At 65.4% G+C, this 17,490-nt stretch carries 16 protein-coding genes and 1 pseudogene; 12 read left to right on the top strand and 5 right to left on the bottom strand.

The window, feature by feature from the left end:
* Window positions 1–88: 88 nt before the first annotated feature.
* Entirely contained in the window at window positions 89–1,303 is a 1,215-nt protein-coding gene (locus tag NA5_RS34195) for an IS110 family RNA-guided transposase (protein WP_062993165.1), read from the bottom strand.
* Window positions 1,304–1,528: 225 nt separating this feature from the next.
* On the opposite strand from NA5_RS34195, the gene NA5_RS34190 reads away from it, so the two are divergent.
* Both NA5_RS34190 and NA5_RS34185 read left to right on the top strand, forming a co-directional pair.
* Window positions 1,529–2,698: a thiolase family protein gene (locus NA5_RS34190; protein WP_062993164.1), complete on the top strand. Its 1,170-nt coding sequence runs from the start codon at window positions 1,529–1,531 to the stop codon at window positions 2,696–2,698.
* A gap of 328 nt (window positions 2,699–3,026) precedes the next feature.
* Window positions 3,027–3,989, top strand: a complete 963-nt coding sequence (locus NA5_RS34185; RefSeq protein WP_062993163.1) for an o-succinylbenzoate synthase — start codon at window positions 3,027–3,029, stop codon at window positions 3,987–3,989.
* A gap of 210 nt (window positions 3,990–4,199) precedes the next feature.
* Here the strand turns inward: NA5_RS34185 and NA5_RS34180 are convergent, their stop codons facing one another.
* Both NA5_RS34180 and NA5_RS34175 read right to left on the bottom strand, forming a co-directional pair.
* A complete protein-coding gene (locus tag NA5_RS34180; protein ID WP_062993162.1) occupies window positions 4,200–4,712 on the bottom strand; it encodes a TIGR04338 family metallohydrolase in 513 nt (170 codons plus the stop codon).
* A 68-nt stretch (window positions 4,713–4,780) separates the two neighbouring features.
* Window positions 4,781–5,620 (bottom strand): DUF2786 domain-containing protein, encoded by an 840-nt coding sequence (locus NA5_RS34175; RefSeq protein WP_174555305.1) that lies wholly within the window; start codon window positions 5,618–5,620, stop codon window positions 4,781–4,783.
* Between the two features lie 171 nt (window positions 5,621–5,791).
* On the opposite strand from NA5_RS34175, the gene NA5_RS34170 reads away from it, so the two are divergent.
* The 8 genes from NA5_RS34170 (at window position 5,792) to NA5_RS34135 (ending at window position 14,432) form a co-directional block, all read left to right on the top strand.
* Window positions 5,792–7,093 (top strand): ABC transporter substrate-binding protein, encoded by a 1,302-nt coding sequence (locus NA5_RS34170; protein WP_062993196.1) that lies wholly within the window; start codon window positions 5,792–5,794, stop codon window positions 7,091–7,093.
* Window positions 7,094–7,137: 44 nt separating this feature from the next.
* A complete protein-coding gene (locus tag NA5_RS34165; protein ID WP_084484640.1) occupies window positions 7,138–8,160 on the top strand; it encodes a carbohydrate ABC transporter permease in 1,023 nt (340 codons plus the stop codon).
* Complete coding sequence (locus tag NA5_RS34160) at window positions 8,160–9,035, top strand: carbohydrate ABC transporter permease (protein ID WP_174555304.1); 876 nt, start codon at window positions 8,160–8,162, stop codon at window positions 9,033–9,035. Before NA5_RS34165 ends, NA5_RS34160 begins: the two co-directional genes overlap by 1 nt.
* 112 nt (window positions 9,036–9,147) lie before the next feature.
* Window positions 9,148–11,397 carry a transglycosylase domain-containing protein gene (locus NA5_RS34155; protein ID WP_062993161.1) on the top strand — a complete coding sequence of 750 codons (2,250 nt, stop codon included), beginning with the start codon at window positions 9,148–9,150 and terminating at the stop codon, window positions 11,395–11,397.
* Between the two features lie 262 nt (window positions 11,398–11,659).
* Window positions 11,660–12,118: a GyrI-like domain-containing protein gene (locus NA5_RS34150; RefSeq protein WP_062993160.1), complete on the top strand. Its 459-nt coding sequence runs from the start codon at window positions 11,660–11,662 to the stop codon at window positions 12,116–12,118.
* An 8-nt stretch (window positions 12,119–12,126) separates the two neighbouring features.
* On the top strand, window positions 12,127–12,552 hold the full coding sequence (locus tag NA5_RS34145; protein WP_062993159.1) for a GyrI-like domain-containing protein: 426 nt from the start codon (window positions 12,127–12,129) through the stop codon (window positions 12,550–12,552).
* A 232-nt stretch (window positions 12,553–12,784) separates the two neighbouring features.
* Window positions 12,785–13,339, top strand: coding sequence for a PadR family transcriptional regulator (locus tag NA5_RS34140; RefSeq protein ID WP_062993158.1), 555 nt, complete (start codon window positions 12,785–12,787; stop codon window positions 13,337–13,339).
* Window positions 13,332–14,432 carry an inositol-3-phosphate synthase gene (locus tag NA5_RS34135; RefSeq protein WP_062993157.1) on the top strand — a complete coding sequence of 367 codons (1,101 nt, stop codon included), beginning with the start codon at window positions 13,332–13,334 and terminating at the stop codon, window positions 14,430–14,432. Before NA5_RS34140 ends, NA5_RS34135 begins: the two co-directional genes overlap by 8 nt.
* A gap of 152 nt (window positions 14,433–14,584) precedes the next feature.
* Here NA5_RS34135 and NA5_RS34130 read toward each other — a convergent pair whose 3' ends face one another.
* Together NA5_RS34130 and NA5_RS34125 are read right to left on the bottom strand one after the other, a co-directional pair.
* Entirely contained in the window at window positions 14,585–15,379 is a 795-nt protein-coding gene (locus tag NA5_RS34130; protein WP_062993156.1) for a DUF1707 SHOCT-like domain-containing protein, read from the bottom strand.
* Between the two features lie 6 nt (window positions 15,380–15,385).
* The gene (locus NA5_RS34125) at window positions 15,386–16,468 is read right to left on the bottom strand and encodes a DUF1707 SHOCT-like domain-containing protein (RefSeq protein WP_062993155.1); all 1,083 of its coding nucleotides are present in this window, start codon (window positions 16,466–16,468) and stop codon (window positions 15,386–15,388) included.
* 159 nt (window positions 16,469–16,627) lie between these two features.
* Here NA5_RS34125 and NA5_RS34120 point away from each other — a divergent pair, with 159 nt between their 5' ends.
* Together NA5_RS34120 and NA5_RS42945 are read left to right on the top strand one after the other, a co-directional pair.
* Window positions 16,628–17,047 carry a DUF5318 domain-containing protein gene (locus NA5_RS34120; protein WP_169338118.1) on the top strand — a complete coding sequence of 140 codons (420 nt, stop codon included), beginning with the start codon at window positions 16,628–16,630 and terminating at the stop codon, window positions 17,045–17,047.
* A 97-nt stretch (window positions 17,048–17,144) separates the two neighbouring features.
* Window positions 17,145–17,490, top strand: a pseudogene (locus tag NA5_RS42945) (hypothetical protein); the annotation flags it as partial.

The raw sequence follows: 17,490 nt of genomic DNA, 5'->3' as shown, positions 1-17,490 counted from the left end.
CTATACTCAGGCGTTACCCTGACTATAAGCCAATAGAGCCAGGCAGCGGAGCTCGGCTCGCGGTTCGAAAGGACTCTCAATGACCGTGTCAAGCCGCAGCGGCCGTCGGGACTGGTGGGTCGAGGCTGAATTCACGTCCGTCTCGCAGCAGGGCCCACAGCACGTCGACGAGTCGTCGGGCCAGGGCTAGGAGGGCTTGGGTATGGATGAGTCGCTCACCGCGTTTGCGGTCGTAGAACCGCCGCGAGGGCCCGTTGTCGTAGCGCAGGCTCGACAGGGCGGCCATGTAGAACACTCTGCGCATGCGCCGGTTGTAGCGTTTCGGCGGGTGCAGGTTGCCGCTGACGCGGCCCAAGTCGCGGGGGACCGGAACGAGGCCGGCGTAGGAGGCCAAGCGGCCCGCGCTGACGAAGTTCGCGAGTTCACCGCCGGTGCCGACGAGGAATTCCGCCCCGAGCCCGGGGCCCATGCCGGGCAGGGATTCGATGATGGCCGCCCACGGGTGCTCCCGGAATCGAGTCGTGATGAGTTTGTCGGTGTCTTTGATCTCCCGGTCCAGATCCAGCAGCTTGCGCGCGATGCGTTTGACCAGCATCGCGGTGTCGGCCTCACCGGGCAGGGACAGGCTCTGGCCTCCGGCGGCGTCGAGGGCGGCAGCGGCAGTTTTGGCGATGCCTGGCTTCCAGGCCCCGTTGTCAACGAGATACGTTGTGACACCGTCGATTCCGGCCGTCCTGATCTCGGCTGGGGTGCACATTCCGGCGACCAGGGTCAGCGGGGTCCGGTTCGCGAAGTCGAACGCGGCCTCCAACGCGGGAAAGATCGACCCGAGCAGGGCACGCAACCGGTTGATCCCGGCCACCCAGTCCGCCATCAGGTCGGTGCGGTAGCTGGTCAGCTGGGTCAGCCCGACCACGAGCTCATCAGGCATCACGACCTGGTTCAGGTCCTCACGCAGACGGGCGCTCTGCGCGATCACCCGCGCGTCCTTGGCGTCGGTTTTCCCTTCGCCGCGGAAGCTGCCGGTCATCGAATTCACCACCCGACCCGGCACATACGTCACCGTCTGATCAGCCGCCAGCAGCACGGTGATCAGCAGCAATGCCATCGGGCTGGTCAGATCGATCGCCCACCGAACGTGGTCGGCGGCCTGGCCGGCGCGGGCGATCAACGCCTCGATCGCGGCTTGGTCGTTGCCGAACTTCTGACTGAACACCGTCTTGCCGGTCTCATCGACCCCGCACGCGTGATGCGCGTGCTTGCCGACATCGATCCCGACCCAGATCTGAGGGCGAGTCGCCACCCACGTGCTCCCGACCTCGCAGTTCCAGCCCGTGGACAACCCCGCCGTCAGATCCCTAACCAGCGACGACCGCAACAAGCTCTCAATCAGCAGCCGGAGCGTCCAGCACGGCGAGGCAGCCAGTCCTTTCCAGCCTCAACAGAGGCAAACAACCATCAGCCACACCCCACCGCCCTGGGCATCCAGGGCACCAACCCCAGACACCTACAAACTTAGGGAACCACCATGAGAGACGCGGTGATCGTCGAAGCGGTACGCACGCCGATCGGCAAGGGCAAGCCGAACGGGGCACTGCATAACGTCAACGCGGTGGACCTGCTCGCCCACAGCCTGCGCGCGGTAGTCGATCGCAGCGGCATCGATCCGGCACTCATCGACGATGTGATCGGCGGCATCGTCACCCAGATCGGCGAACAGGGCGCGAATATGACCCGGCGTGCGGCGCTGGCCGCCGGCTATCCGGAATCGGTACCGGCGACCACGGTCGATCGCCAATGCGGCAGCAGTCAGCAGGCCATTCATTTCGCCGCACAGGGCGTTATCGCCGGTGCTTACGACATCGTGGTCGCGGCCGGTGTCGAGTCGATGGGACGAATTCCCATGGGCGCGAACATGATCGGATCCGAAGATTTCTCCGGTGTCGGCTTCACCGAGCGTTATCCGGAGGGGCTGGTTTCCCAGGGCATCAGCGCCGAACTGATCGCGGCCCGCTGGGGACTGACCCGCAACCAGCTCGACGAATTCGCCCTCGGCAGTCACGAAAAGGCGGCGCTGGCAACGAAGAACGGCTCGTTCGCCAGCCAACTCGCCCCCATCGCCGGGCTGGAAACCGATGAGGGCATCCGGGTCGGCAGTACCCTGGAAACCCTCGGCAAACTGCCTCCCGCCTACTACGACGAGGCCATGGCCGCGCGCTTCCCGGAAATCGGCTGGCAGATCACCGCCGCGACCGCGAGCCAGGTCAGCGACGGCAGCGCGGCCGTGCTGATCATGACCAGCGAACGCGCCGAGGAACTCGGACTGAAGCCGCTGGCACGGCTGCACAGCTTCGCGGTGGCCGGTGACGATCCGCTGCTCATGCTGACCGCCGTCATCCCGGCGACGCGAAAGGTATTGCAGCGCGCCGGACTCCAGCTCTCCGATATTGATCTGGTCGAGATCAACGAGGCGTTCTCACCGGTGGTGCTGGCCTGGGCGCACGACACCGGTGCGGATATGTCGAAGGTGAATGTGAACGGCGGCGCCATCGCCATCGGTCATCCACTCGGCGCTTCCGGCGCACGCCTGATGACCACGCTGGTGCACGCCATGCAGGAGCGCGGCGCCCGCTACGGTCTGCAAACCATGTGTGAGGCTGGCGGTTTGGCGAACGCCACCATTATCGAACGCCTCTGAGTCAGCCAGTGCCGCAGCACCGGTCCGGATCGGTGCCGCGGGCTCAGATCGAAACCAAGCGCGGATGATCCGGCTGACGCACACGTAGCGAGTACCTCGCATAGGGCACAGCCTTTGCGCGATCGTGAATAGATGTGCGGCAGTTGGCCGCTGCGGCAGCCAGCGGGTTTCGGGAAGTGAACCGGTTTCGGTCAGGCCTCGCCTCGGCGGCCGGGAGTTGCCGATCGGCGCTTCAGTCGCGCCGCGTTGCGTCGATTGCTTCGGCCCTGCCAGCTACGGCGGGCGCGCAGTGTGGGGGACGACATCGCGCTCGCTAGGCTGCGGGGTGATGACCGAAACCTTCGTCTACGCCATTCCGATGCGGACCCGGTTCCGCGGCATCACGGTGCGCGAGGGGATGTTGATCAGCGGGCAGCTTGGTTGGGGCGAGTTCTGTCCGTTTCCCGAATATGACGATCGGGAGGCAGCGGGGTGGCTGGCGACCGCGGTCGAGCAGGTGACGGTGGGTTGGCCGGAGCCGGTGCGGGAACGTGTTCCGATCAATTGCACGGTGCCCGCGGTCGGTCCGGAACGCGCGCATGCGATCGTGGCCGAGTCCGGATGTCGCACCGCGAAGGTGAAGATTGCCGATCATCCTGATTCGCTGGCCGAGGATCTGGCGCGGGTCGAGGCAGTCCGGGATGCGCTGGGGCCGGAGGGCGCGGTACGCGTGGACGCCAATGCGGTCTGGGATGTCGAGACGGCCGTCACCCATATCAAGCAGATCGACCGTGCCGCAGGTGGTTTGGAGTACGTCGAGCAACCGTGCCGCACCATCGAGGAGTTGGCCGCGGTGCGGCGCCGTGTCGATGTGCGAATCGCCGCCGACGAATCCATCCGCCGCGCCGAGGATCCCCTGCGGGTGGCGGTAGCGGGAGCCGCGGATATCGCGGTCCTCAAATGCACCCCGCTAGGCGGTGTCCGCCGTGCACTCCAGGTCGCCGAGGCCGCCGGATTACCCTGCGTTGTCTCCTCCGCCCTCGAAACCAGCGTCGGCCTCGCCGCTCAACTAGCCCTCGCCGCCGCCCTACCCGAACTCGAATTCGCCTGCGGCCTCGGCACTTTGTCACTACTCGATGGCGACCTCGTACACGATTCACTCCGCCCGCTCGACGGCTTCATGCCGGTCGCCAAAACACCACCCACCCCCGACCCGACCCTGCTGGAGCGCTACCACCACCCCGACCCAGCACGAATCCAGTGGTGGGAGAACCGACTCGCCCGCGTCCGCGCCCTACCCCCACCCAAGTGACCGTGTCGCGCAGGTAGTCCGCAACGGCGAGCAGCGAACCACGCCGAACGCGGCCCACCCACCAGGTCGGCATTGCCCAACCGTGATCGCGCGAACGAGGTTGGACACCGCGCAGCCAGACACCACAGCCGCGCACAACGAGTTTGTGTGTCCACCCGACCCGGCAATCAACTACCGGCGACCACAGAACCGGCGCGATCCTGCGGCAGCTCAGCCGATGCGGACACCGCAGCCGAGCATGCTGGAGCGGAGCACCAACCCGGCCTCCGGTCCGATAATGCCGTCGACGAGTTCCAAGTAGCGGGTACAGAATTCGGGGCCATGGGGTGCCGCCGATTCGGCGGCGGGGTCGAGGTGATGGGCCAGTTCGTGCAGGATCACCAGTTCACGCAGGGCCCATGCCGTCGCGCCGGTGTGCAAGGGAACGGCCAGCACGGCATCCGCGGCCTCGTAGTGGGCGGCGGAGGTTCCGGCACGTGCGCGGACCCGGATGGGTGTGGCGGCGCGGTCCCATTGTGCCCGAACCCAATTGAGGCTCAGCACCTTATCGGTGTAGACCTGCACCGATTCGACGGACGCGAAGCGGCGCTCGATCGGCAGCGTGAGGTGTGAGCCGTAGAGCTCGACCGTGCGATTGCCGTTTTCGTCGGCTCGATCGAATACACCCCGCACCAGCTGCTCGGCGTCATACACCCTGGCGCGCTGGGTATCTCGCGCACTCATCGGGCCCAGCTCGCAAACCCATTGCCGAGCTCACCCACGCTGCGCCGGGCAATTCGCATCAATGAGGCTCATTTCGTCCCACCGGGCAATTGCCCACGCGCCGCACCCAGCTCGGGAGACGTCCCGAGTCGCGCCGCCTTCCCGGCCCGATCACCCGCACGCCGGGCGGCCGCGGAATGTCCGGCCGACGCCTGCGGACCGCGCCAGGTACCACGGGCATCGGAGGTCTTCTGATAGAAGTCCGTGAGCTCGACTTCCTTGTTACGCAGGGCCAATGCCGTACCCGCCGCGACGGTTTCGGGCACAATCTCGGCCTCCACCTCCGCCTTGACCTCGGCCAGACGGCGGCCGATCCGCGCGGCGAACGCCATCTGAAAATTCAGCCGCGCGGTGACCGCCGCCACTGGCGCTTGCACCTGCCGCCGCACCGTTCGGCCCCAGCGCTTCTCCGTGACGATCTTTTCGACCGTGGCCGACCGGTACTGCCCCGATTTGATGTACTGATCCGACGCACGCACCATCTGCACCAACAGACTGGCGTAGAGAGCTTCACAGGTATCGATATCGGAATCGAAGCCATACGCGTAGACCTGCGTCGAGGTGCGCGCGACATCGCAGCGCACATCATTCGCCGCGGCGATCGCCACGAACAACTGCACGTAGGTGCGCAGCCCCTTCTTGCCGGGTTCACCGATCGGAATCATCCGCTGCACCGGCGTTGGCCTGCGCTCACGTCCGACGATATGCGCGCGGGCGACCGCGAGGTCGATCGAGGACCTGGTCGCCAACCGCTGGGCCGCGGCCAGAAATGCCTCGGCCTCGTGCTCGTTATCGGTCGATTCGGCTTGGCGCAGCAATCCACCGATCCGGGTGAGCATCCGGTCCGGAACCGCATTCGGCGAAGTCATCGACAGCCAGCGTAACGAGCGGCTGTGACATCGAAGCGATGACGTCGGATCCGGCTGGACAGTGCCCCTGTTGCGGGCACAATCACTGCGTCACATATAACAACCATGTATCTTGCCTTGTGCACCTGCAGGGTGTGCTGCTGCTCACGTCTCGACCTTGGAGTGTTCGCGATGGCTTTGAAAAAGGTGACGTCCCTACGTTCGTCGCTCGTACCGCGAGCGGCGTTGGCAGCCGCCTCTGTTGCGCTGCTCGCGGCGACGTTCACCAGCGCCTGCTCCAGCGATGGCGGCGGCAATCCGTCCAGCCAGAACCTCACCGGCCGGGGCCCGATCACCTACGTGGAGGGCAAGGACACCACCGAAACCGGCGCGGTCAAGCAGCTGATCGAGCGCTGGAACGCCTCGCACCCGGATGAGCAGGTCACCTTCAAGGAGCAGTCCAACGACGCGTCGCAGCAGTACGACGATCTGGTCGAGCACATGCGCTCCAAGCAGTCCACCTACGACGTCGTCGCCCTGGACGTGCCGTGGACCGCGGAATTCGCCGCGAAGGGCTGGATCCAGCCGCTGAAGGACACCTTCAACATCGACACCTCGGCACTGCTGTCCCCGACGGTCGCCAGCGCCACCTACAACAACACCCTCTACGCCGCACCGCGAAACACCAACGGCGGCTTGCTGTTCTACCGCAAGGATCTGGTGCCGAACCCGCCCAAGACCTGGAGCGAGATGCTGGCGCAGTGCCCGATCGCCAAGCAGAACAACATGGGTTGCTACGCGGGCCAGCTCGCACCGTACGAGGGCCTGACGGTGAACGCGGCCGAGGCCATCAACGCCTACGGCGGCACCTTCGTCGGCGCGGACGGCAAAACCCCGACCGTGAACACCCCGCAGGCGCGCGCCGGGCTCAAGGAGCTCGTCGACGCCTACCGCAATGGCGATATCCCGAAGGAAGCCATCACCTTCAAGGAGCCGGAGAGCGCCAACGCCTTCAACACCGGCAAGCTGCTCTTCATGCGTAACTGGCCGTCCACCTTCGGTGACGCGGGCGCGGAATCCTCCGCGGTCAAGGACAAGTTCGGTGTCGCGCCGCTGCCCGGCGAGAACGGCGTCGGCGCGTCGACCCTCGGCGGCTACAACGCGGCAATCAGCGCGTTCTCCAAGAACAAGGCGACCGCGCTCGACTTCCTGCGCTACCTGATCAGCGAGGACGCCCAGCACATCGTCGCGGCCGGTGCGCTGCCCTCGGTGCGCGCGTCGATGTACGACGACCCGGCGCTGATCGCGAAGATGCCGTACCTGCCCGCGCTCAAGGATTCGATCGCCAACGCGGTGCCGCGTCCGGTGACCCCGTTCTACCCGGCGGTGTCCAAGGCCATCCAGGACAACGCTTATGCTGCGTTGAACGGAACCAAGTCCGTCGACGACGCGATCAACGGTATGCAAAAGGGCATCGAGACAGCCGGATCGTAGCGAGTACAAGAGCGGACCCGACCACCCCGTAGGAGAGAGAAACGGTGTCGGATCCTTCGGGAACGGCCACTCGCGTGTCGAGCGACGGCGATCAGCCGACAAAGCGCGGATTCGGTGGCACCTTGGCGTTGGAGTTGCGGCGTTCCGGTAAGGCGTGGTTGTTCGTCACGCCCGTGCTGATCACCCTCGCGGTGGTCGTCGGCTATCCGGTGTTCCGCGCGTTGTACATGTCGTTCCAGAAGGATCCTGGACTGGACCCGGCGACCGGCATGTTCGTCGAGGGCGGCAACGCGGGCTTCTCGAACTACACGCACTGGCTGCTGCAGCAATGTCAGGCGGCGGGCGAAGCCGTCCCCTGCCCGACCGGCAATCTCGGCTCGCAGTTCTGGCTGGCCATCGGCGTGACGCTGTTCTTCACGGTGATCACGGTGACCCTGGAGGCCACCCTCGGCCTCGGCATGGCCATGGTCATGGGCAAGACCTTCAAGGGCCGGGCCCTGCTGCGCGCCGCGGTGCTGGTGCCGTGGGCGATTCCGACCGCGGTCACCGCCCGGTTGTGGGAGTTCATGTTCCAGTACGACGGCGTGGTGAACCGGGTGTTCGGCACCCACATCCTGTGGACCTCGGAGGCCTGGCCCGCGCGATTCGCGGTCATCGCCGCCGATGTCTGGAAGACCACGCCGTTCATGGCATTGCTGCTACTTGCCGGTCTGCAGGTGATTCCGGCCGATGTATACGAGGCCGCCAAGGTCGACGGCGCCTCGGCCTGGCAGCGATTCACCCAGATCACGCTGCCGCTGCTCAAACCGGCGCTGCTGGTCGCGGTCCTGTTCCGCACCATGGACGGACTGCGCCTGTACGACCTGCCCGCGATCATGACGCTCGGCAACCCGTCCACCCGCCCGATTTCGGCGCTGGTGGTCGAACAGGTCCGCCAAGGTCCCAATAGCGCGGCGGCACTGTCGACGATCACCTTCCTGCTGATCTTCGCGGTGGCGTTCCTGCTGGTAAAGGTCTTGGGCGCCAATGCCGTTCGGACCCAGGAAGAACAGCGGGAGGCGCACTGATGACGACCGTGACCACCAAAAAGCCCGTGGCACAGGCACCTTGGACCAAGCGCCTGGGTTCGGTTCGGCTCTATCTGGGTGCGCTGATCGTGCTGGTGTGGGGTCTGGCCCCGTTCTACTGGATGGCCGTCACCGCATTCCGCGATCCGGTCTACACCTTCGACAACACCCCGTGGCCGACCCACGTCACCCTGGAGAACTTCCGCAACGCCTTCGATACCAGCCGCGGCAACGACTTCGGCAAGGCGCTGCTCAACAGCGTCATCATCGGCGCGGTGACCACGGCGGTCGCGCTGGTGCTCGGCGTGCTCGCCGCCTACGCGCTGGCGCGGCTGACCTTCAAGGGCAAGTACCTGGTCTCCGGACTCATTCTCTCCGCGTCGATGTTCCCGGTGGTCGTGCTGGTCACCCCGCTGTTCCAGCTGTTCACCAACCTCGGCTGGATCGGCGAATACCAGGCGATGATCATCCCGAACATCTCCTTCGTACTGCCGATGACCGTCTACATCCTTGCCTCGTTCTTCGCCGAGCTGCCTTGGGAACTCGAGGAGGCCGCCCGCATCGACGGCGCGACCAAGACGCAAGCATTCCGACTGGTCATGCTGCCGTTGGCCGCGCCAGCGGTATTCACCACCGCCATCCTGGCATTCATCGCATCGGTCAACGAATATCTGCTGGCCCGGCTGCTCTCCAGCGATAAGACCGAACCGGTGACCGTCGCGATCGCGCGCTTCTCCGGTAACAATCCGCTCGTGCAGCCGTACGCCGCGATCATGGCCGCGGGCACGATGGTGACAATTCCGCTGGTCATCATGGTGCTGCTGTTCCAGCGCCGGATCATCTCCGGTCTGACCGCGGGCGGCGTCAAGAGCTGATACGGCTGTCGCACGGTTGAATCCCGTTGCGGCGGTAATACTCGGTGATACGATCTCGGGTCATTTCCGATCGTGTCCGTGCAGGTGAGTTTTACCGACGCTCCGGGAGGAGATGATCGTGAGCTCGTTCGGCAAGCGGCGACGTGGGGGCAAAACGATCCCGGCGCCCTATGCCTCGGTGGCGGGGTTCAGCGAGCACAACACCGGCACGTCACGACGCAAGGACTGGCCCCGACCGCCCGGTTCCGCGAAATCGGTCCGGCCGCAACCGACACCGGCCAATCGTCCGCAGCGCACCCGGGGCGAACGCTTCCGACGGCTACTGCTCGCCCTGTTCATCACCTTCGTCGCGGTGCCGTCGCTGCTGTTCGTGCTGGTCTACTGGAGCGCCGAAATCCCGGATCCCGATTCGGTGCAGAGCAATCAGATCGCCACCATCCTCGCCTCCGACGGCACCACAGTGATCGCGAAGGTCGTTCCGCCGGATGGCAATCGGATTCCGGTACCGCTCTCGGATGTGCCGAAGCCGGTGCGTGATGCGGTGCTCTCGGCCGAGGACCGCAACTTCTATACCAATCCCGGCTATTCGGCCAGCGGATTCCTGCGCGCCGCGCGGGACAATGTCCTCGGCAAAGAGGATGCGGGCGGCGGTTCCACCATCACTCAGCAGTATGTGAAGAATGCCTTTCTCGGCTCCGAACGCACCTTGACCCGGAAGATGCGCGAGCTGATCATCGCGGCCAAGATGGCGCGGCAATGGAGTAAGGACGACATCCTCGCCGCCTATCTCAACACCATCTATTACGGGCGCGGCGCGTACGGGATCTCGGCGGCCGCCAAGGCCTATTTCAACAAGCCGGTACCGCAACTGACGCTCGCCGAAGGCGCGGTGCTGGCCTCGGTCATCCGCACGCCGTCGATCCTGGATCCGGAGACCCATCTCACCGAGCTGACGACGCGCTGGAAGTACGTGCTCGACGGCATGGTCGAGATGGGCACGCTCGCGCCCGGCGAGCGTGATGCGACGGTATTCCCGCAGATCGTCCCGATCACCGAAATCCCGGACATCAACGCGGCCCGCGGGCCGGAGGGCCTGATCCGCAGCCAGGTGCTGCGGGAAATGCGCAGTGCGGGCATCAGCGAGCGCGAACTCAATACCGGGGCATTGCAGATCACCACCACCATCGATACCAAGGCCCAGCAGGCCGCACTCGACGCGATCCACGACCGCCTCGACCCGCAGCCGCCGGAACTGCGTGGCGCGGTCGTATCGATCGACCCGCGTTCCGGTGCGGTGCGCGCCTACTATGGCGGCGCCGACGGTATCGGCTTCGATTTCGCGCAGGCGCCCTTGCAGACCGGCTCCGCGTTCAAGGTCTTCGCAGTGATCGCGGCACTGCAGCAGAACATTCCGCTCACCCGGACGCTCGACAGTTCACCGGTGACCGATCGCGGCACCATGATCACCAATGTGGATGGCGAATCATGCGGCAAGTGCAGCATGGCCGAGGCGCTGAAACGCTCACTCAACACCAGTTTCTATCGGCTGACCATGTCGATGTTCGACGGCCCCAAGGCAATTGCCGATGCCGCCCATCAGGCCGGAATCCCGGAGGAGATTCCGGGGGTCGCCGGTAAAACTCTCACCGAGGAAGGGGGGCGACCGCTCAACGGAATCGTCTTGGGCCAGTATCTGGTTCGCCCCATCGATATGGCCTCGGCCTATGCGACGATCGCCAATTCCGGTGTCTACCATCAGCCCTACTTCGTGCAGCGGGTGGTCACGGGCGACGGCCGGGTCCTGCTGGATCGGGGCGCACCCGACCACCAGGTAGGCAAGCAACTCCCGTCCGGCCAACAGCGCATCCCGCGCGGCATTGCCGACAGCACCACCGAGGCGATGATCCCGATCGCCGCGTATTCCAACGGGCACAGTCTGTCCGGCGGTCGACCCTCGGCCGCCAAGACCGGCACCACTCAACTCGGCGAGTCGAAAGAGAACAAGGACGCGTGGATGATCGGCTTCACCCCATCACTGTCCACGGCGGTGTGGGTCGGCACCGAACAGTCCCAGCCGATCGAGACCGCGCGCGGCACCGACATCTACGGCTCCGGCCTGCCCGCCGATATCTGGAAGCAGGTGATGGACGGCGCGCTCGACGGCACGCCGATCGAGCAGTTCTCGGCGTCAGCGGCACAAGGCAGTCAGCCGACCACGAGCAAACCCTCCGGCGGCAGCTACGACATCCTGAACCCGCCGTCCAGCACCTCCACGGCACCGGTGATCATCATCCCGCCCGCCCCCGAGCCCACAAAGGAAGTCGAAATCTTCCCCGGATTCAGCATTCCGGTGCCCGGATGAATCAAACTTTTTGTTTCGCTATGAATGTGTGCCGACCGGGGCCATGGGAACGGATGACGTGGCAGCATCGTTGGCCAGAGTGAACTGAGCGCGGCGCGCCGGAACCAAACCAGGCCGACGCCGACGTCGTGAGATGGATGAGGAAGGATATGCGCTCGAGCGACGACACGCGGCGCGAGCGTCAGGCCCGGAAGTAGCTTCCGCGGCCACGGGGGCCCGGAGCGCCGCCAATTGGAGACAGACTAGACATAGGGGCACGCCGGTGGATTTCAATGTCGTTGACCGTCCCGAGACGCTCGTGGCGGGCACAGTGCTGCGCAGCCCGGCGCTCGCGGTCGAGGGACCGCGCCGCGCCAAGGTCGAGGAGGCGTGGAAACGCAATCTGGCCCGCAAGCTGCCCGGCCCGCCGACGACCGCGTATGTGGACCACGCGCCGGAGATCAACTCCTACCTGACACATATCGTCGGCTACCGCTGCCACACCCTCGCGGATCTGCTACCTGGCGACGTGTTGGCGCGGGTGCCCGCGGGACGGTTCGCCCGATTCACGCTCAGCGGCGACAATCTCGGCGACACCATCGTGACCATCTGGCGCGCGGTATGGGATGCCGAGGCCGCCGGACGATTGGTGCGCGCCTATACCGGTGACGTGGAACATTATCCGGACGCGCGCACGGCCGAAGTATTCGTGGCGCTGGCAGACGAACCGGTCGACGGTTAGGAACAGCTGTGGACTTCGAAATTGTCACATTGGACGAAAGCCTGGTCGCCGGACTCACCGTCCCGCTGGCCGGACGCGAGGTGACCGCCCGCGACCTGGACCTGGTGAACTTCACCTGGGACCGGTATCTGGCGCGGGAGAAGAATGTGCCGCGGGTCGCGGCCTATATCGGCCAGAACGATCACGCCGTCGCGATTCTGGGCTACGAGATCGCCGAGATGGACGATATGGATGCCGGTGATGTGCTGACCCGCGTCCCGTCCGGGCGCTACGCGAAATTCGTTGTCTCCGACAAGCCCTACGATCTGCTGCGCACCGCATGGGCGCAGGTCCGCAAGGCCGAGAGCGCGGGCACCATCACCCGCTCGCACACCGCCGAACTCGAGCGCTATACGGGGCCGACCTCGGTCGAGGTGTACGTCTCGCTGGACTGAGGTTCGCCGAAGCTGATCCAAGATGCCCCGCCGCTGTCGAATTCGAGGCGGCGGGGCTTTCTGCTCTGCCGGACGGTCGCGGGTTAGCGATCGCGCTGGCCGATCAACCATCCCTACCTGCGCAAACAGTCCTTTGTATCGCCGACGACTATGCACGTTTATATCGCTCCGATATAGTGGGAAGTCGCATCCATCGGTTAGGTCTGAATACACAGTCAGGGGGTGAAGCCCGATGCTCGAGCTGGCAATCCTCGGGCTGCTCCTCGAAGCGCCCATGCACGGATACGAGCTGCGCAAGCGGCTGACCGGATTGCTCGGGCCGTTTCGGGCCTTCTCCTACGGATCGCTCTATCCGACGCTGCGTCGCATGCAGACCGATGGGCTGATCGCCGAGGAGAACGTCGCGGGCGTCACCCGTCGTGCGCGACGGGTCTATCAACTGACACCGTCCGGGCGGGAGCGGTTCACCGAATTGCTCGCCGATACCGGACCACAGAACTACACCGACGACGGCTTCGGCGTCCACCTGGCGTTTTTCAGCCGCACCCCCGCGGAAGCGCGGATGCGGATTCTGGAGGGCAGGCGACGGCAGGTCGAGGAGCGCCGAGAGGGTCTGCGGGAGGCGATCAAGAAGGCCAGTGGCTCGCTGGATCGCTACACCCGCCAGCTCCACCAGCTCGGTCTGGAATCAAGCGAGCGCGAAGTGCGCTGGCTCAACGAGTTGATTGCGGCGGAGCAATCGACGAAGGCGGCACCACAGAAAGAGGGAAATATCGGCCATGAGTGAAGACAACAAGGCTGACAACGCCACCGAAGTCCGCGTCGCCATCGTAGGCGTCGGTAACTGCGCTTCCTCGCTGGTTCAGGGCGTGCAGTACTACAAGGACGCGGACGAGACCTCCACCGTCCCCGGCCTCATGCATGTCAGGTTCGGCCGGTATCACGTGCGCGATGTCAAATTCGTCGCCGCGTTCGACGTCGACGCCAAGAAGGTCGGCTTCGACCTGGCCGAGGCGATCTTCGCCAGCGAGAACAACACCATCAAGATCTCCGATGTGCCGCCGAGCGACGTTGTCGTGCAACGCGGTCCGACGCTGGACGGTATCGGCAAGTACTACGCCGAGACCATCGAGCTGTCCGAGGCCGAGCCGGTCGACGTCGTGAAGGTGCTGAAGGACAACAAGGTCGACGTCCTGGTCTCCTACCTGCCCGTCGGCTCGGAAGAGGCGGACAAGTTCTACGCCCAGTGCGCCATCGACGCGGGCGTCGCCTTCGTCAACGCGCTGCCGGTGTTCATCGCCTCCGATCCGGTGTGGGCCGAAAAGTTCACCAAGGCAGGCGTTCCCATCGTCGGTGACGACATCAAGAGCCAGGTCGGCGCGACCATCACTCACCGGGTGATGGCCAAGCTGTTCGAGGACCGCGGCGTGCAGCTCGACCGCACCATGCAGCTGAATGTCGGCGGCAATATGGACTTCAAGAACATGCTCGAGCGCGAGCGCCTGGAGTCGAAGAAGATCTCCAAGACCCAGGCCGTCACCAGCAACCTGAAGAAGGAACTCGGCGCCAACGATGTGCACATCGGCCCGTCCGATCACGTCGGCTGGCTCGACGACCGCAAGTGGGCCTATGTGCGCCTGGAGGGTCGCGCCTTCGGTGATGTGCCGCTGAACCTGGAGTACAAGCTCGAGGTGTGGGACTCGCCGAACTCGGCGGGCATCATCATCGACGCGGTGCGCGCGGCGAAGATCGCCAAGGACCGCGGTATCGGCGGCCCCGTCATCCCGGCCTCGGCCTACCTGATGAAGTCCCCGCCGAAGCAGCTGGCCGACGATATCGCTCGTACTCAGCTCGAAGCATTCATCATCGGCGCCGAATAACCGCTCCCCCCGGACGAGCCGGGCCAGGAAAATCCCAGGCCCGGCTCCCCACCCCACGAGCAGCGGCCAAGGTTGGTCTCCGACAGGCGATCTTCCATGCGGGCGAACGTCGAGAGCGCACCTGCATGAGCGCATTCTCGAATAACCGAACGTCAGGGTGGGAAGACTTGGAGGGGTTCGCCGGAGAGGGTTGCGGTCAGGTAGCCTGTGGCGCCTGCTTGGTTTCTTGCGTAGATCGCGACGGTGGGGTCGGAATCGCTGCGGCCGCCGGGCGGGTATTCGATCGAGGCGTGTGTGATGACGCCGCCCGGTGTCTTGATCGATTGCGGCGCACCGGCCAGCAGCCCGGCGATGGCACGCAGATCTACGCTCGCGAGATCGAAGGTGCGCACATCGGCTTTGCGGCCATCGCTACTGCCGTAATCGTGGAAGTCTCCGTCGTAGCGGTATTCGGCGGTCACGGTCGAATTGCCCGGCGCTTGCCGCTCGAAAATCGCGTAGCCGGAATACAGGGTGACCTCGTCGACCTTCGTATCGCCGAACTCGGCGCGGTATTCGTCGATGAAGTACGCCAAACCGGACCCCAAGGTCAGCGACGGCACATCTTCGGACCGCCCGAACGGTCCCGAGGCGCAGCTCGCGATGCCGCCCACCGCTGCGCCGATGACCGCCGCACCGGCGATGAACGCCACCGGCGCGACCCAACGCCGCGGTCGACGGCGATCGATGCGGATCACCGGGGCATCCGCCATATTCTGTGGAATCTGCAGATCGCCGATGAGTTCGTCCAACTCACCGAATGCCTTGGCGCGCATCGCCTTCGCGGTGCGCTGCGCATGTTCGTCCTCGGTGAGCTGACCGTCGGCCAACGCCGCGTCGAGCAGACCGCAGACATCTGCACGATCGGTGTCGCGGGCCCGTATTGCGCCATAGCGCGTCGTCGCCATCAACCGTCACCCTTTGAACGGCCAGGCGCGAACAACCTGCCCCGCTGGCGTGAGCAGGAAATACCCGGACTCGTTGAACTGATTGCCCGCGAAGATCCGCACAATCGTCGCCCCCTTCACAACGCCAAACGAGCCATAGCCGCCGGTGTCGACTCCTACCTCCATATGCGTGACAACCCCGTTCGGCACCGTCAGCGCGGTGGGCGCGGTTGCCAGCAAATCGGACAGTGCCGCGACATCGAGCTGCGCCAGATCGGCGGCGGGCGTATCGGTCTTGCGGCTGACCGCACCACCGCTCGGCACGAATCCGCCACGGTAGTCGTAGCGAATCTGCCGATTCGGCTGACCGGGTACCGCGCGCGCAACGGTCGCGAATTCGTCGTGCAGGGTCAGCTCGTCGGCCTGCAGATCGCCGAACTTCTCGCGGTATTTCGCCAGGAAGTGCGTAATGCCTTCGCGGGTGAGCAGATTCGGCGTCGCCACCACCACCGGTTGCACCGTGCCGAGATCGGGCGCGGCGGCGACCGAAGCGGCATGCGGTGCATCGGATGTCGCGACGCCACCGGTCAGCGTGAAAGCGGCGACGGCGGCGCACACCGAAGCGGCGCACACCCCGATCACATACAACCGTCGGCGGTTCGATCTGGGCGGTGTCGGCGGCAATGGCGCATCGGTCGGCCGTTGCAGGTCATCGACCAGGTCGGCCAGGTCGCCGAGTGTCTTGGCCCCCTGCGCCAATTCGCTGAGGGTCTGATGCTCCTCCTCGGTGAGCTGACCGTCGCGACGGGCACTGTCGAGCAGATCGCCGGTTGTGGCGCGATCGGTGTCACGGGCCCGAGTGTGACTCGGGTAACTTCCATTGGACACAGGGCGACGCAAGGGATTTCGCGTCGGCGCTGTCGGCATCAGATCGCGCACGGCCGTCGGCGATTGCAGATCGGCCACGAGACCGGCGAGCTCACCGACGGTCTTCGCCGCCTGCGCCTGCGCCGTACGGTCGCGATATTCATCGGCGCCGAGCTGCCCTTCGGCGTAGGCCGCATCCAGCACACTGGACGCGTTGGCACGGTCTAGGTCACGCGCGCGCATACGTCCGGATGCTGCCGTCGACCGCCCGGATGTAGCGGGGGACACGGGGAAATCGTAATCCGTCGACGTCGGTAACGGCCCAGTTCAACAATGAATACCGGTCGGTCGATCCCGCACGGCCCAGCGCGGCTCGCGCTCGGCCCCGCTACTCTGGTTCTCGTGCGAATTCAGCGACAGGTGGTCGACTACGCTCTCAAGCGTCGGTCGCTGCTCGCTGACGTCTATGCGGGCCGTGTCGATGTCGCCGAGGTTTGTGATGCCAATCCCTACCTTTTACGTGCGGCGAAGTTCCACGGTCGGGGGAGCGAGGTCACATGCCCGATCTGCCGGAAAGAGCAATTGACGCTCGTATCCTGGGTCTACGGCGATGGCCTCGGCCCGATGGCGGGATCGGCTCGCACACCAGAGGAATTGATACGCCTCGCCGAGACTCGCGAAGAGTTCTCGGTCCATGTCGTCGAGGTATGCCGGAGCTGCAGCTGGAATCATCTGGTGCAGTCCTATGTGCTCGGTACCGCTCCGTCGCCGACGCGGCGCCGCACGGGCACCAGGGCCAACCGGCGCACCGCAGCCGAATGATGTGCCAGGTCATCTGCCCGTCGGGTGACACGCGGAGCCTCGACGTGTCCGCCGCGGCGATAGTCGCCGCACTGTGCCCCGCAGACCATTACGAGTTATGGAGATCTTGTCAGTGAATTCGCCCTACGAGACTTCCCCCTACGGCGATGAACCGCACGGCGGCCGCACTCAGCGAAGTTCACCACAGCCTCCGAACCCGTATCCCGGTCAGCGACCGGCCGGTCCCCCACCGGGTCGGCCAGGTCCAGGTGGTCCGCGGCCGCCGCAGGCGGGTTATCCCGGTGAGCCGCGTGGTCCACAGCCGCCGCGTCGGCCAGTCCCGCCGCCACAGGGGCGTCCGCCACAGGGCAGGCCACTACCCGATAACGCCCCGCCCGGCGCGCAGTCCACGCAGAAGATCGAGCGTCCGAATCGGCAGCCCGGTTCGCTCACCGACGCCGAAC

This window comes from Nocardia anaemiae NBRC 100462 (genome assembly GCF_001612725.1).
Taxonomy (GTDB): Bacteria; Actinomycetota; Actinomycetes; order Mycobacteriales; family Mycobacteriaceae; genus Nocardia; species Nocardia anaemiae.
The sequence above is the reverse complement of the archived record's forward strand: the minus strand, read 5'-3'. Positions and strand labels throughout refer to the sequence as shown.

Coding starts and splice junctions, on each gene's coding strand:
- NA5_RS34170 (WP_062993196.1), top strand. CDS start 5,792: ATGGCTTTGAAAAAGGTGACGTCCCTACGTTCGTCGCTCGTACCGCGA.
- NA5_RS34185 (WP_062993163.1), top strand. CDS start 3,027: ATGACCGAAACCTTCGTCTACGCCATTCCGATGCGGACCCGGTTCCGC.
- NA5_RS34130 (WP_062993156.1), bottom strand. CDS start 15,379: ATGGCGACGACGCGCTATGGCGCAATACGGGCCCGCGACACCGATCGT.
- NA5_RS34175 (WP_174555305.1), bottom strand. CDS start 5,620: ATGACTTCGCCGAATGCGGTTCCGGACCGGATGCTCACCCGGATCGGT.
- NA5_RS34155 (WP_062993161.1), top strand. CDS start 9,148: ATGATCGTGAGCTCGTTCGGCAAGCGGCGACGTGGGGGCAAAACGATC.
- NA5_RS34125 (WP_062993155.1), bottom strand. CDS start 16,468: ATGCGCGCGCGTGACCTAGACCGTGCCAACGCGTCCAGTGTGCTGGAT.
- NA5_RS34190 (WP_062993164.1), top strand. CDS start 1,529: ATGAGAGACGCGGTGATCGTCGAAGCGGTACGCACGCCGATCGGCAAG.
- NA5_RS34135 (WP_062993157.1), top strand. CDS start 13,332: ATGAGTGAAGACAACAAGGCTGACAACGCCACCGAAGTCCGCGTCGCC.
- NA5_RS34140 (WP_062993158.1), top strand. CDS start 12,785: ATGCTCGAGCTGGCAATCCTCGGGCTGCTCCTCGAAGCGCCCATGCAC.
- NA5_RS34180 (WP_062993162.1), bottom strand. CDS start 4,712: ATGAGTGCGCGAGATACCCAGCGCGCCAGGGTGTATGACGCCGAGCAG.
- NA5_RS34160 (WP_174555304.1), top strand. CDS start 8,160: ATGACGACCGTGACCACCAAAAAGCCCGTGGCACAGGCACCTTGGACC.